The sequence below is a fragment of the Bacteroidota bacterium genome (assembly GCA_039111535.1).
Classification (GTDB): domain Bacteria; phylum Bacteroidota; class Rhodothermia; order Rhodothermales; family JAHQVL01; genus JBCCIM01.
Genome location: JBCCIM010000006.1, coordinates 40,643 through 54,852, shown reverse-complemented (window position 1 = coordinate 54,852; position 14,210 = coordinate 40,643). Strand labels below are relative to the sequence as shown.

Genomic DNA, 14,210 nt, shown 5'->3' with positions numbered 1-14,210 from the left:
CTTGACCAATGCGACTTAAATAAGCCTGTCGTTTCTTTGGGCTGTAGTTAAAATCCCCTAAAAAGGAAGCCGTTTTGGTCTGGTTTTTGGCAGTAGTCCAAAACCAAAGCGCAAATCTCAAAAAAGGACTTCTTAGACAGCCTCCCTTCAGTCTAAACCCTTCTTGCTGCTTCAGCAACCCTCAAAACAGCTTGTCCACAGACCCAAATCAAGCCCCTACTGTAAGCCGTATGCAGTTGCTACGATTTTCTTTTTCAACAACCAGTTTTTATTTGCCGGCGCGTTTGCTGTTGGTTTTTGTCTTCTTATGCCTTGGCACACGCGTGGCGTGGGGTCAGAATAATTTTATTGCCCAGGTTTCGGACCAGCAACTTGGCGCACTCAAATCTTATATCACAGCTGAGCACGGCGAAGTAAGCAACGAAATAAATCTGGGTGCATCCCACCTGGTCTGTTTTCACGGCGACCAGGGACTTAAGGCCAGGGTCCGCAGGTTTGCTGGCGTATCGCTTGTATCCGATGATCCGGAAGTCCAGTGGATCGACCCCGCCAAAACCATTTTGCTTGGATTGCCCGAATCTGAGTTACCGTCAGAAGAGGCCGCCCAGGACCTATCCAATTTGCAGTGGGGGCTCGACGCCATCGATGCCGAGGAAGCATGGAAAAAAAGCAAAGGTCAGGGCGTCCGTATTGCAATTATCGACAACGGAATTGATCCGGACCACGTAGACATTGCGCCCAACCTCAATCAATCGCTGAGCAAGTCATTTGTCCCTACAGAAAACTGGGATGTCCAGCAAGATTTTGGATTTAACCACGGCACCCATATCGCAGGTGTTATTGCAGCCGCAAAAAATGGCAAAGGGACAACAGGCGTTGCCCCCGAAGCCGAACTGATCGCGCTCAAGGTTGCCTCACATAAAACAGGTAGTGGAGATTTCTCCTGGTTACTGGATGCGTTAGTTTATGCAGCAAACCAGGACGTTCACATCGCCAACGTCGGCCTCGGCAAGCTGTACCACAAAGACGGTCCAACGGGCATCCGGGCATCAGAGATGAAAGCGATGTTAGAAGTTGTCGGTACTTACGCCATTAAAAAAGGGGTCACCCTGATTGCGCCGGCTGGGGACGAGAAGAAAAACCTCGACACCTGCTGCCTTTACCTGCCGGCAAGTGCTACACCCTTTATAGCGGTATCAGCAACGGCACCAGTCGGATGGGCCTTTGATGCAGAAGCTAATCCTGAAAAGCCAACAAGCTACAGTAACTTCGGGGCCAATGTGATCAACTTTGCCGCCCCAGGCGGCGACATTGCTTATCCGGGGCGTGATTACTGTGTCAAAGAAGGGCTGAATCGCCCATGCTGGACTTTTGACCTTGTATTCAGCACCGTTGCCAATGGTTGGGGCTGGGCTGCCGGCTCTAGCGTAAGCGCTGCATTCCTGACCGGCGTTGCTGCATTGATCCATAGCAAAGAGAAAGACGTCACGCCCGGCTTGATGAAACACCTCCTTGTCGATCATTCCCGCGAACGGGGTTCCGATCCGGGACAGGACATGTTTTACGGACACGGTATTACCAATGCCTTTTTAGACGAACCTGCGCTTGCGCATGACCACGCAACCATCGCCATACTTGATGGCATTCTGATAGATACAAAAGAAGCGCACATTGCGCCGCAGGAATCAGAGCTCTACCAGAACTACCCCAATCCGTTTAATCCGCAAACGACGATAAACTTCCACATCTCACAGCCGGCAAGGGTACAGGTATCGGTATATGATTTGACTGGAACAGAAATCGCGACGCTGGTTGATCAGGACCTGGAAGTCGGCTGTTACAACACTTCCTGGAATGGCAGAGATGAATCCGGGCGGACCATGAGCAGTGGCGTCTACATGTACAAAATCGACGCTGAAAATTTTGTTGATGCCAAGGTAATGACTTTTGCAAACAACTAGGCACTGCATACAGCAACCGACATAATTGAATACAACATGCCATCTGATTGATTACCGAATATCGATCATGGGTTTCTGATTTGAGATCTAATGATTGATATATAAAAGATGTGATGACTGGTAATTAATTCACGAGTCAACAATCCTTGATCGATATTCGGCAGTCAGATCAGATGGCACAAAATTAAAAGGCGGACAGGGGAGAACCCTGCCCGCCTTTTTCGCACAGTAAATAAGCGGAGGAAGCTTATTTGATCAGAGATTTTGGTACACTTCTTCGGATTCAACAACATCTTGCTGCTGTGCACGCTGCGGTTTCAAGTGGTCTGCTTTGAAGTTGCTTTGCGCCCGGTGGTCGAGCACAAGCGTTTCTTCTTCCGAAAGATCTTTGGCCGGCGCTTCTTCTTCCGGCGTGTCATCTGCAGGTGCAGCAGAAGCCAGGATCATCCATCCTGCCACGCCGGCAACCAGCGATGCGACCAGAATACCTATTTTGGCGTTGTCGAGCACCGCACCTTCACCAAAAGCGAGGTTGGCAATGAACAGCGACATTGTAAATCCGATACCGGACAAAATGCTCACCCCGTAGAATTGCTTCCAGGTTGTATTGGAAGGCATGGCGGCGATGCCCATTTTAACGGCTGCCCAGGAGAAAGCAAATACACCAAGTTGCTTACCAAGAAAGAGGCCACAAATAATACCGAGGGTAACATTGCTGGTAAGGGCCGCAATGATGTCCCCTCCAACAAACGATACACCTGCATTGGCAAAGGCAAAGAAAGGCATAATCAGGAAGTTGATCCAACCGGCAAGCGCGTGCTCCATCCGTTCCATTGGAGATGAAACGTCTTTACAAGCCTGCTCCAGTTTGTGCACAGCGTGCTCCTGATCGTGTGTCAACTCGCTCTGCGAAGGCGCCGTAGAGCCCATGTATTTGTAAATCAGATCACGGCCCACTGCCATGAAGGCATAAGCACCCATCTTTTTACCAGAGGGAATTGTAAGCGCAAGTAATACACCGGCGAGGGTTGCGTGAACGCCACTCTGCAAGAACGCGACCCAAAGACCGATACCTAGCACAACATAAACAGCTGGCCGGCGAATACCCATGCGATTTGCGACCACGAGACTGGCAAGAAAACCTCCAGCAACGCCGAGCGCCAGGAGAGAAACCTCGGAGGTATAGAAAAACGCAATGACCAGCACAGCGCCGAGATCATCTACAATTGCCAGGGCAACGAGGAAGATCTTCAAGGCTGTCGGGACGCGTTTGCCTAGCAGAATTATAACCCCTAAAGCAAAAGCAATATCGGTGGCCATCGGCACACCCCAGCCACCCGCTTCGGGTGTGCCAGCATTAAAGACTACATAGAAAAGCGCCGGCACAAGCATCCCGCCTATGGCGGCAGCAATAGGGAGGGCTGCCTTTTTGGGCGAAGCCAACTCACCATGCAATACTTCTTTTTTGATTTCAAGACCTACACCCAGGAAGAAGATGGCCATCAAACCATCATTGATCCAGTGAAGCAGGTGCATCGAAATGGCCTGGTGGCCGATTTCGATCGCTATGTGGGCATGCCACATGTGAAAATATGCTTCCGCAAAAGGTGAGTTCGCCCAGATAATTGCGACCGCAGCACTGATCATAAGTAAGATCCCGGGAGCTGCTTCCATTTGGAAAAATCGCTTTATGGGGTTTCGCGATACCGGGTGTGCACTTCCAGTGTGCACCTGTGTGTCTTGGCTCATCTAATTCTCCATTTCGCCCTAGAAACTATGGGCACTCACAATCTGATATGGATGAACCTTGCCCAGCGGATATAATCGAATCTACAGCGGTGGACCGCAAATTCGGTTATGTACAATGGTTGTAACGTTTCTCTTTGAGAACGTAAACGCAGATACAGCGCCCAGGCCAAGCTATATAAACAGCGGTTTTACGGGGGTAGTGGGGACCGCCAGTTTATCCATGTATGTTTGTGAGTGCACGACTGTGCTTGTGGGGGATGTTGTTTTGGTGAGAAACAACGGGCACAGCTTGCAGTGCTCCTCGTATCGGCGCATCTGAAGAAAAGCTTAAGGGATTAACGCATTTTTAAAGGCCAATCCATCCCATTCAACGCAATGCCTGATGGATGGCGGCAGTAATTGTAGCCCCCACCTGTGCGGATACTGCATGATCTGTTATGCCCTCAATAAGAATAACCAGCACATAAGGATCGGTACCTTCAGGGTACACAAGGGCTGCATCATGGTGAATTGCAGTAATCCATCCTGTCTTATGCGCTGCACGCGCTGTTGCCGGCAATCCTGCTGGAATCATTTCGTTAAATTCCTGCGCCAGTAATACATCAACCATCTCCTGGTCTGCCGTTACAGAAACAGCCTTTCCATCGCGAATGGCAGCGAGCAAAACAGCGAGATCGGCAGCGGTTGTTGTATTGCTCATACCCAGATCAAAGGCTTTCAAGTCTTCAACTCCGCGCAGCACTTTCATATTTTTCACCCCCAGGGCTTCCGCTGTAGCCTGCACAGTGTCGGCTGACACAAAATCTATCAACAGGTTTGTAGCGAGATTGGAAGACACGGTAATCATTTGATATACGAGGGCGCGAAGGGTCATTTTTTGCCCAAGTTTTGTATAGATCGCATCGTCTGAATCATCCTCGATGCTGTAGCGGCTGCTATCCACTATAGAATGAAATGCGTTCACCACCTCCAGTTCATCATCCAGCGAAAATCGCCCCTGGCCGGCCTGCCGATACACCTCTATCATGACCGGTATTTTCATCGTGCTGGCCGCATGAAACGAACGGTGCTCGTTTAGCAGATACGTAGCCCCGGTTACCCCATCATCGAGGGCAACAGCAACCGTGGCTTCGGGGTGTGCAGCAAGGACAGAATCGACTGCGGCATCGATCGTTGCTTCAATCTTTGTCATCGGGTTGTTGCTATTTTCTGCTGCCGGCCCACATCCAGTAATCAACACCAGAACAGTCAGGAATAAAGATACACGCATGATTCGTGGGGTAAGTGGAGGCACATTTGTTAATCCATGGAATATAACCTACCTTGAATTAATGTTCTTTTATATATGCACACTGGTTCGACACCCGCAGCAATGCGGGGACGATTAAAAGGGAATCCAAGGTAGTCAGGTATTATGCCTGCACAACCAATCTGGAGCTGTACCCGCAACTGTACGCTGCTAAACGAGACAGACAACGATGAGCGTCTGGTCACTGCATGCCTGTTTGGCAAGTGGGAAGGCCAGAATGGAGTTGCCTGTTTTTCGCAGTAAGCCAGGAGACCTGCCACTGTGTATACCGTCAACCTCCGGGTTTTGAGGTTCGGGTAGAAAACAGTGTCATTCCTATCGTTAGCTTGATCATCAAGGTGGCGATATCGTGTGCATCTGCTGTTCTTGCCTGAGCCATTTTTATTGGGGTTCAGGTTTTTTTATGCGCTTTATTTTTGTCCTGCTTTTCTGTTTGCTGACATGTACCCCAGCTTTTGCCCAACCGCAAAAAGCTGATTCTGTGTATGCATTGCCGGCAATCAAGATAACAGCCCTGCGCCTGCCCCAGGCCACCCGCGATGCACCCGTCCACCTGACCACCATCAAGCGAGAAGACGTACTATCTTCGAACAGCCAAACCCTTGCCCACCTGCTCGACCGTGCCGGTAGTCCGTTTATTCGCAGCTATGGCAACGGACTTGCCTCCCTTTCTTTTCGAGGCACGGGGGCTTCCCAATCCCTCATTTTATTGGACGGCGTCCCGTTATCCGACCCACAACTCGGCCAAATTGACCTTTCCCTGGTTCCTGCGCAACTCATCAATAGCGCACAAATCCAACACGGACAGGGCGCAGCGCTTTACGGGTCGCAGAGCATTGGAAGCGTCATTAACCTGGCAACCCCCAATGCCGACCAACCGTTCTTTTTACAAACAACAGCCAGCACCGGACCGTTTGGTGAACGCGATGGATCGCTATCAACGGGCCTGTCGCGCGGGGCATGGCAGGGACTCCTGTCTTTTGCCCATAGCACCGAGCAGGGAGACTTCCCTTTTCTGAACCCATCCCTTTTCCCACCTGCCAACAGCCGGCGCGAAGGGGCTGATCGCACAACCTCTTCCCTGTTTGTCAAAGTAGCCCGGCTCCAACCAAAATCTGCCACACTGATCACGGGATGGTACAACACTGCTGAACGTGGCCTGCCCGGCGCGGCAACCACTTCACCAAAAGATGAGCGGCAATGGGATACGGGAAGCAGATTAATGGCCCGCCACCTCGTTACCCTTTCCAAAGGTGTTTTTGCCCTCACGGGAGCAACCCAGCGTGGTTCCTTGCGCTACAGCAACCCACAGTTGGCATTGGATCAGACGGGGCGAACGCGTGCTTACACACTCGACGCAGAACTCACCCTGGACCAGGCTTATGGCAGTATGAGTGCTGGTATATCCGGAAGCCAATACACAGCGCGACATCCCAACCTGTTGCGGAGCGCCCGTGAGAACAGGCTTGCCGGATTTTTAAGCAGTGTGCACCCGGTGTCCCGCCTTACCCTGTTCCCCGGACTTCGACTCGATACCTTTTTCCCTTCCAATGGCGAGCACCTGGTCTCGCTGAGCCCGTCGTTAGGCGTCAATTTTCAGCTACTACAAACAATACCACTGACTCTGAAAGCCAATGCCGGCAGCGGTTTTCGCGCGCCAACATTCAACGACAGGTTCTGGCAACCAGGTGGCAACCCAGAGCTTGCTCCTGAGCGCAGCCGGCAAATTGAAGGGGGAATCGTTTACACAATTAACCACCATGCAGTTGAAATCCTGATCGAAGCATCCGGATTCTACAACCGTATAAAAAACCAGATTACCTGGTTACCCTCTGCCGCAAACAGCAGCATATGGCAGCCGGAGAACATTGGCACAACGAAAATTCTAGGGACCGAATTCGCGTTGGGTAGCCATTTCAAAATGAACAAGCGCTGGTCAATCAGCAGCCATAACAGCTATACCCTTGCTGATGCCCGAGATATTTCCGAAGCGGATACACCGGCGTTTAACCAGCCGCTGCGCTATACCCCGCGCCATGTCGCCAAAACCCGGCTGGGCCTTTCGCACCAGCGCAACAAACTACAAGTACAGTTGGATGCCAGCCTTCGCCATATCAGCCGGCGCTACATCACAACTGATGGCCAGCAATTTTTGCCAGGATATACCACAGCAGATTTTCACCTGCGCGTTTCCAGAGCCCTCCCCAAAACCCGGGTCACAGCCGGCGTTTTTGTGGAGAACGTGACAGATCAGGCTTTTGAAGTCATCAAAGGCTATCCGGTCCCACCTCGAGCAATCCGATTTCAACTATCTATTCTGTTTGCCGGGGAAAATCAGGACACGCGCTAAATCATACACGACCACCCTAATAAAACAAACCAACATGCCCAACAAACCCGCTACTGCTATATCTAATCGGTCAAGCAAACTTGCTTGCATCCTGCTTACAGCGCTCTGCCTCCTCTTCCCGGTTAGCGCGCTGGGGCAACTATCAACCACATCGGTCTACATTGGTAACCAGGGGAATTTCTCCGATGCGAACGGTTCTGTTTCAATGTACACACCTTCGACAACCACTGTTGTAGCCGACGGCCTGCCAGACCTCAACACCCTCGTACAAAGTATCACATTGCATGAAAACACGGGGTTTGTTATGGCAAACACCTCCGACCGAATTGATATTTTTGACCTGCCCACAAACACCAGAACTGGCCAAATACTGGACGTCCCGAGCCCCCGGTATATGGCGGCTGTTTCAGACGACAAAGCCTATGTATCCAATCTGTTCAGCAGCAGTGTTACGGTCATAGACTTGACCAGCAATACTGTAGCCGGCACAATTTCCGCCGGCACAAACCCGGAAGACATCGCCGCTGTAGCCGGCTATGCTTTTGTGGCAAATAATGGTTTCGGATTCGATAGTACCCTCACACGCATCGACATCGCAACAGATGCGGTCGTTGACACTTTACAGCTCGGCTGCGACGGCCCACGATCGCTTGAAGTCGATGCAGAAGACGAGTTATGGGTTGTATGCAATGGCAAAACTGAATACAACAGCGACTTTACTGAAATCCTCGAGCAGACCAACGGGCAGGTACTCGTTGTTGACCCTGCAACCAAAGAAATAAAAGAGCGCCTAAACATTGACACCCAGGTAGGCGCCTCTTCAGCCGGCCAAGACACCTACTATGATGGCGTAAACAACGTGCTGTATCTCGTGCGCGGTAGCGAACTTCTCGCGTTCGATACAACAACCAATACGCAAGCCCCTTCAATTGCCATTGCTGGATCGGAAAGCCTTGGCGGCGTCGCTTTTGATGCTGCCAGTGGCCACCTGTACCTTGCACGTATCACCAGCTTTACAACGGCCGGCTTTGTATCAGTACATACGCCTGACGGTACTGAAGTGAGCAGATTTGACGTTGGCATCGCCCCAACTTCTATTGCACTCTGGCAGACTGGTACCTCAGTCGCAACAGAGGACCCACCTGGAGAGACGCCACAACGCTTCACGCTGAATCAGAATTACCCGAACCCATTCAACCCTTCAACAACCATAACTTTTGAGTTGACGCATGCAACCGATGTATCACTTAAAGTTTATAGTCTTCTGGGCATAGAGGTGGCAACACTAACTGACCGCGCCTACCAGGCGGGGAGCCATAAAGTTGACTGGCAGGCAACCGATTTGCCAAGCGGGCGCTATTTCTACACCCTGCAAGCCGGCGATGTTGTTGCAACGCGGCAGATGACCCTTATTAAATAATCGTCTCAGTTCCAAACCTGCAGCATATATGCTTGTTATCGATAAATGCCACTGTTTCAACCAAACCTTTGCTGCATTAAAGCGTGCTGCTGAAGCCTCAGGGAGTACTTCGATCCCTGAGCTTCAACAGCACGTGACGTTTGGACAAAACTGCAAACTGTGCCACCCATACGTCGCACGAATGCTTGAAACGGGCGAGACAGTCTTCAATGAAATTATCACATCTACGCCAACACCCTCTCAGTAGACTGTCTTAAAGCGTATCTTATGTTTCCAGATTTTCAGCAAGAATCGGGTCGTAGCAGACACAGGTTTGTTGTATTCTTGGTTTGTAACTGAATCAACACCGTCACGTGCAATACAGCCATGGAAACTGATTACGGCAGAATAGAACGCGCAATTCGATACCTGGAAGAAAATTACAAGGCCCAGCCCAATCTCGCCACCATTGCAGATCACATACACCTGAGCCCCTTTCATTTTGAGCGGCTGTTCAAGCGCTGGGCCGGCGTAACGCCAAAGCAGTTTGTACATTTCCTTACGCTGCATCACGCCAAAGACATGCTGAGCCAGGCACACTCGGTACTTGAAACGGCTTATGCATCTGGCTTGTCGAGCGGCAGCCGACTGCACGATTTGTTTGTAAAGATTGAGGGGATGACGCCAGGCGAATACAAAGCCGGCGGCGCCAGTCTGACCATCAGGTACGGGTTTCGGGATACGCTTTTTGGTTGCTGTTTTATGGCAGTAACCGATCGAGGGATCTGCAGCATGAGCTTTAATCCGCTTGATGATCGAGAGCGGGTGATCCAGGAATTACAGGACCAATGGCCCAGGGCGACGCTGCGTGAAGATACACAGGCCATTACTCCGCTCGTTGATCGCTTGTTTGTAGAAAATGACCCAAACGAACCGTTTCAACTACACGTGAAAGGCACCAACTTTCAGATACAGGTATGGCAGGCGCTGTTGAAAATACCAGCCGGACAGGTTGTGGCTTACGAAGATCTTGCGTTGTCCATTAACAAACCCAGCGCCACGCGGGCAGTAAGCTCAGCCGTTGCAAGGAATCCTGTTGGTTTTTTAATTCCATGCCACCGGGTAATAAGGAAGAGTGGGCACTTTGGGCAATACCACTGGGGTACAGCGCGTAAGAAAGCTATGATTGGATGGGAAGCCTCCCGTGCACTGGCGCAAGAAATGGAGCGTGCTGCGTAAAGCAAGCAATGCGGCTAAAAAGCCTCGCCCAACGTGAAGTAAAATGCCCCGCCATCTCTACCAACACCATAGTCGACACGGAAGTTGAGCCCTTCTTCGTTGATGAGCAGGCGAACCCCCGTACCGCCGGCCAAAACCAGATTTTCGCTTCCCAATGCATCGTACCGACGTTGCAAATCACCTACACTTCCAAACACCACAAATCCAATCGGGCCCATAACAATAAGCCGGTATTCAGCCTGTATAACGGCCAGAACGTTATCGCGGTATCTACCTTCGGAGTATCCACGCATTAACGAGCGGCCACCCACCTGCGGGAGCAACTGAAACGGCGCGGTACCTTCAACGGCCTGCGTATAGGCGCGTGCAGCGATCACGTGACGCCATCCAATCGGCCAGAACTTGCGGATGTCCATCGTCGCCCGGCTAAAGCGAAAATCGCCACCCAGCGCATCTCCAAAAAACATCCACGCACCGCGTACATAGAGACCGTTCGTGGTATAGAAAAAGTTATCTCTCGTATCCCATCGCAAAAACAGGCCAGCCCCCGTTGCATTACCCGGCATACTGCCCGGCAAGGTACCGGCCGCAAGTATACCGGTGGAATCTGTTTCTGTAATTTTCTCGAACCGGTACCAGGTCTGTAATCCCAGATTGAGGTTGGGGCGAATTTGCTGTTCGCCACTCAGCAATAAACTGGTTGTGCGCGCCGTGTACCCCTCACTATCCGAGCGCGGTGCATCATTGCCAACGCCAAAAAATACGTCGGGGAAGTTCAAGTAGAGCGCACTGGCAAAAAATCGACGCCGGCCGCCATCAAAAAACAGGTCGGGTACAAGGCTCAGCACCAACTGCTTGCGCGCCGTATAAACAAATGAAGCAGACACGCTGGAAGGTCGCACTCCAAGTTTTCTTCGAGGAAAGTATCTGACCGACCCGCCGCCGCCGAGTTTGGTTTTAGGGGAATAAAACAGGCTGGGCAACACAACCCAGCTAGACTTCACATAAAGTGCAGAATCTGCAGCGCTGCTACCACTTTGTGCCTGGCTTGCACACGGGGCAAGCAAGCCAACCATTGCCAGTAGTAAAGTTATGCGTGAAATGCGTATCCCGGATTTGAGCAGATTCATCCAACAAGAGGCCAACTGATAAGGAATAGACTGCGTACGCTATCCCAATTACATTAGATTCCTCTTACGCAGCATTTTGCAATAATACGCGCCGCCGGCATCAGCGCTACTGAAGCTCATCCAGCGCGATGGCCCGAAAGGCAATGCCCCGGTAACCATTCTCGCGGTCAGGGCCGGCTTCGAACAGGATGCCGATGCTATCATTGGGCAACCGCAACAGATCAGAATACGCGGCATGTCCGCTATGTACAAGCAGCGACTTGGGCCACGTTTTGCCGTCGTCATAGCTGGCACGCAACGTCATGTTTTCCCGGTGTGTTTTGCTTGCCGGATTAGAAAATAGCAATACGCCCTGGCCCTCATCTGCAAACTGGTAGCGCTGTAAGCTGGCCTGACAAATGGGCTCAACAAGGGTGGTGTCTGATTCCAAATCCGACCAGGTTGCGCCGCCATCAGTGCTGCTAGATATTTTACGATGCCGCTCCTCTGGCGCATAATTCCGCATGTTAAGCAAGAGGCTGCCATCTTCAAGCTCTGCTACTTCAGATTCGTTAACGTAGTGCTGTGGGGTTGACCCACCAAGCTGCCATGTTGCGCCGTTATCATCGGAGTAGATTACGTGCGAATAGTAGTGTTTTGTCTCAGCCTCGATGTGGTCACACGCAATAACCATCCGGCCCGCATGGGGACCCCGCGTTAACTGAATACCCGAACCCGGTCCGGTTGCATACCAGGTCCAGTTGGGTAATTTCACATCCGTTGTGATTTCTTTCGGAGATGACCAGCTAATCCCGTCATCGGAAGAAGACATAACGTAAATGCGGCGCGTGTCAACAGAGGTCTGATCAATTATGGCCGGCTCGCGATCTTCTCCACGATTCCACGTGGACAACAAATGAATTGTACCGGTTTGCGCATCCAAAACAGGTGCTGGATTTCCGCTTGTATTTTCTCCTGAATCCCAGACTACCTGCAATGCACTCCAGCTTTCGCCATTGTCTTCAGAGCGTTTCACGACAAGATCAATATCACCTGTATCCGAGCAACCACGTTTTCGGCCTTCTGCAAAAGCAAGCAGGTTACCGCTTGCCGTCGTGAGTACGGCAGGTATGCGGAAGCAGGCATAGCCCTCCTGTCCGGCTGTAAAAATGTAGTTGGGCACTGGCGTAACAGGCGCACCGGCATCATGCTCTGCGGCTTGCATACATCCGGTAATACCTAAAATAGCAAGAAGTAAAACGTTTGAATAAGATCGCGGGGAAGGCTTCATGGTTCAAAGGGAGGCATTTAAAAAACCGATGTGTCAAAATAAGACCGACACACCGGTTTTCCATATGTCAATGCGACTCCCGCACTTTTTGCACCTATCACACTGCCTGCATACGCAGGACGATACTCATGATTTGCCACTGCCCCTCTACTTTCATCAAAGAAATAAAATTATCAAAGCGGTAGGCTTTATTTACCATGGTTGCTTTAACACTGGCCATGTCTCCGTCAACTGCAACATGGTCGATTGTCAGCTTGCGTGGCTGGCCGCCAATTTTCTTTTGCTCGATCATGCCGAGGTAGACTGCCGTTTCGAGGCGGACCAGGCCGTTTTCTCCTTTAAAAAACTGCTGCGCTTCTTTGTGCAACACGCTACGAACACCAGCGGCATCTTGCTTATCTGCTGCGGTTGCAAACTGTTTTACAACCGCGCGTACTTCAGCATCATCTGACGCCGGCGTTGCAAATGTGGCTGCGAGGAAAATCAGGTTCATCAAAATAAAAGTTGTCATTGTTTTCAGGTTTGGATATTAACGAATGTTTATCAGGCAACAATTGCATAGGCAACTAATAATTGCTAACTGTTCACAGGCATGTCACCGACATGCAGATAACGCAGGCTCCAACTGTTTCCGCCTCGTTAAAAGCTACAGAATCAGTGTCACATTTAGTTGCCTATGTAATTATTACCAAAACAACATAAATTAAGTTTCGGACGCTTTGACTGGAGCATCGAAAAAAAACTATATTCTCCCATCCTGATTCCGTGTTCCACCGTTTAGTCCCCCCTCTAAATTCAAATAAAGTGAACCACATGAACCCAGCACTTGAGGTTTCCTCTACACCATCTGATGAAGATGCAAAACCCAATGCCTTCACCACCCCTTATGAAGGCAAGGCTGCAGTGTTACACAAAACCGCCGTTCTGAGCCTGACGATTATCCCTTTTATTGTTTTTATAGGCGCTGTTATTTACTACTGGGGGGAAGGCATTTCGCTGATGTCACTTTTGCTCCTGGTGGGTTTTTATGCAATTACAACCATGGGTATTGGCGTAGGCTACCATCGCTTGTTTACCCACAAGGGATTCCAGGTAAAACCCTGGCTCAAAGCAGTGCTGGCCTTAGCCGGCGCTTTTGCAATTCAGGGCCAGGTTATTCGCTGGGTTGCCGACCACCGCAGGCACCACGCCTTCAGTGACCGCCCCGGTGATCCGCATTCTCCTCACATCCACGAAGGTGAAACCTGGATCGACATGATCAAAGGCTTCTGGTATGCCCACATCGGCTGGTTCTTTGACCAGGAAGAGACAACTGCTTCGCGTTTTGCCCCTGATTTATTGAAAGACAAAATGCTTGTCTGGATTGATAAACAATATGGGTGGTGGATATTACTCTCGTTCCTGCTTCCCGGGCTCCTTGGCTGGTTGATCACAATGTCGTGGACCGGCTTCGTTGAAGGATTGATTTGGGGAGGGGCCGTCCGGGTTTTCTTCTTGCACCACGTTACATGGAGCATTAATTCTGTCTGCCACGTCTTTGGTTCGCGGCCCTATAAAACGCGCGATCTCAGCAGAAACAACTTCATTTTCGGAGTGCTGGCTTTTGGAGAAGGATGGCACAACAATCACCATGCCTTCCCCGCAGCTGCTGTTCACGGCTTCCGCTGGTGGCAGATTGACATCAATGGACTTGCCATCTGGGTATTTGAAAAGCTGGGGTGGGTCTGGAACGTGAATCGCGCAACTGCATCGCAAAAACAGTCAGCACACGTAACACATTAAGGCAAATTTGTACACCGAAGG

General features: G+C 50.8%; 11 protein-coding genes and 1 riboswitch. Of the genes, 6 read left to right on the top strand and 5 right to left on the bottom strand.

The genetic code is table 11. The annotated features are described in order from the left end of the window. The first annotated feature begins 230 nt into the window (after positions 1-230). On the top strand, positions 231-1,961 hold the full coding sequence (locus tag AAF564_01920) for a S8 family serine peptidase (protein MEM8484271.1): 1,731 nt from the start codon (positions 231-233) through the stop codon (positions 1,959-1,961). Between the two features lie 255 nt (positions 1,962-2,216). On the opposite strand, the gene nhaA is transcribed toward AAF564_01920, so the two are convergent. Both nhaA and AAF564_01910 read right to left on the bottom strand, forming a co-directional pair. Beyond that, entirely contained in the window at positions 2,217-3,635 is a 1,419-nt protein-coding gene (gene nhaA / locus AAF564_01915; protein ID MEM8484270.1) for a Na+/H+ antiporter NhaA, read from the bottom strand. Positions 3,636-4,077: 442 nt separating this feature from the next. Then, on the bottom strand, positions 4,078-4,980 hold the full coding sequence (locus AAF564_01910; GenBank protein ID MEM8484269.1) for a serine hydrolase: 903 nt from the start codon (positions 4,978-4,980) through the stop codon (positions 4,078-4,080). Between the two features lie 66 nt (positions 4,981-5,046). Next, positions 5,047-5,295, top strand: a riboswitch (cobalamin riboswitch). A gap of 127 nt (positions 5,296-5,422) precedes the next feature. On the opposite strand from AAF564_01910, the gene AAF564_01905 reads away from it, so the two are divergent. The 4 genes from AAF564_01905 (at position 5,423) to AAF564_01890 (ending at position 10,007) form a co-directional block, all read left to right on the top strand. Next, positions 5,423-7,369, top strand: a complete 1,947-nt coding sequence (locus AAF564_01905; protein ID MEM8484268.1) for a TonB-dependent receptor — start codon at positions 5,423-5,425, stop codon at positions 7,367-7,369. Between the two features lie 34 nt (positions 7,370-7,403). Then, positions 7,404-8,789, top strand: coding sequence for a DUF5074 domain-containing protein (locus AAF564_01900; protein ID MEM8484267.1), 1,386 nt, complete (start codon positions 7,404-7,406; stop codon positions 8,787-8,789). Between the two features lie 28 nt (positions 8,790-8,817). Next, positions 8,818-9,036 (top strand): (2Fe-2S)-binding protein, encoded by a 219-nt coding sequence (locus AAF564_01895; protein ID MEM8484266.1) that lies wholly within the window; start codon positions 8,818-8,820, stop codon positions 9,034-9,036. Between the two features lie 119 nt (positions 9,037-9,155). Next, positions 9,156-10,007, top strand: coding sequence for a methylated-DNA--[protein]-cysteine S-methyltransferase (locus AAF564_01890; GenBank protein MEM8484265.1), 852 nt, complete (start codon positions 9,156-9,158; stop codon positions 10,005-10,007). A gap of 14 nt (positions 10,008-10,021) precedes the next feature. On the opposite strand, the gene AAF564_01885 is transcribed toward AAF564_01890, so the two are convergent. The 3 genes from AAF564_01885 to AAF564_01875 all read right to left on the bottom strand — a co-directional run bounded on the left by AAF564_01885 (position 10,022) and on the right by AAF564_01875 (position 12,918). Beyond that, a complete protein-coding gene (locus tag AAF564_01885; protein ID MEM8484264.1) occupies positions 10,022-11,137 on the bottom strand; it encodes a BamA/TamA family outer membrane protein in 1,116 nt (371 codons plus the stop codon). 106 nt (positions 11,138-11,243) lie between these two features. Then, positions 11,244-12,341 (bottom strand): sialidase family protein, encoded by a 1,098-nt coding sequence (locus AAF564_01880; GenBank protein MEM8484263.1) that lies wholly within the window; start codon positions 12,339-12,341, stop codon positions 11,244-11,246. A gap of 163 nt (positions 12,342-12,504) precedes the next feature. Beyond that, positions 12,505-12,918, bottom strand: a complete 414-nt coding sequence (locus AAF564_01875; GenBank protein ID MEM8484262.1) for a nuclear transport factor 2 family protein — start codon at positions 12,916-12,918, stop codon at positions 12,505-12,507. A 302-nt stretch (positions 12,919-13,220) separates the two neighbouring features. Here AAF564_01875 and AAF564_01870 point away from each other — a divergent pair, with 302 nt between their 5' ends. Next, a complete protein-coding gene (locus AAF564_01870) occupies positions 13,221-14,189 on the top strand; it encodes an acyl-CoA desaturase (GenBank protein MEM8484261.1) in 969 nt (322 codons plus the stop codon). Positions 14,190-14,210: the final 21 nt, after the last annotated feature.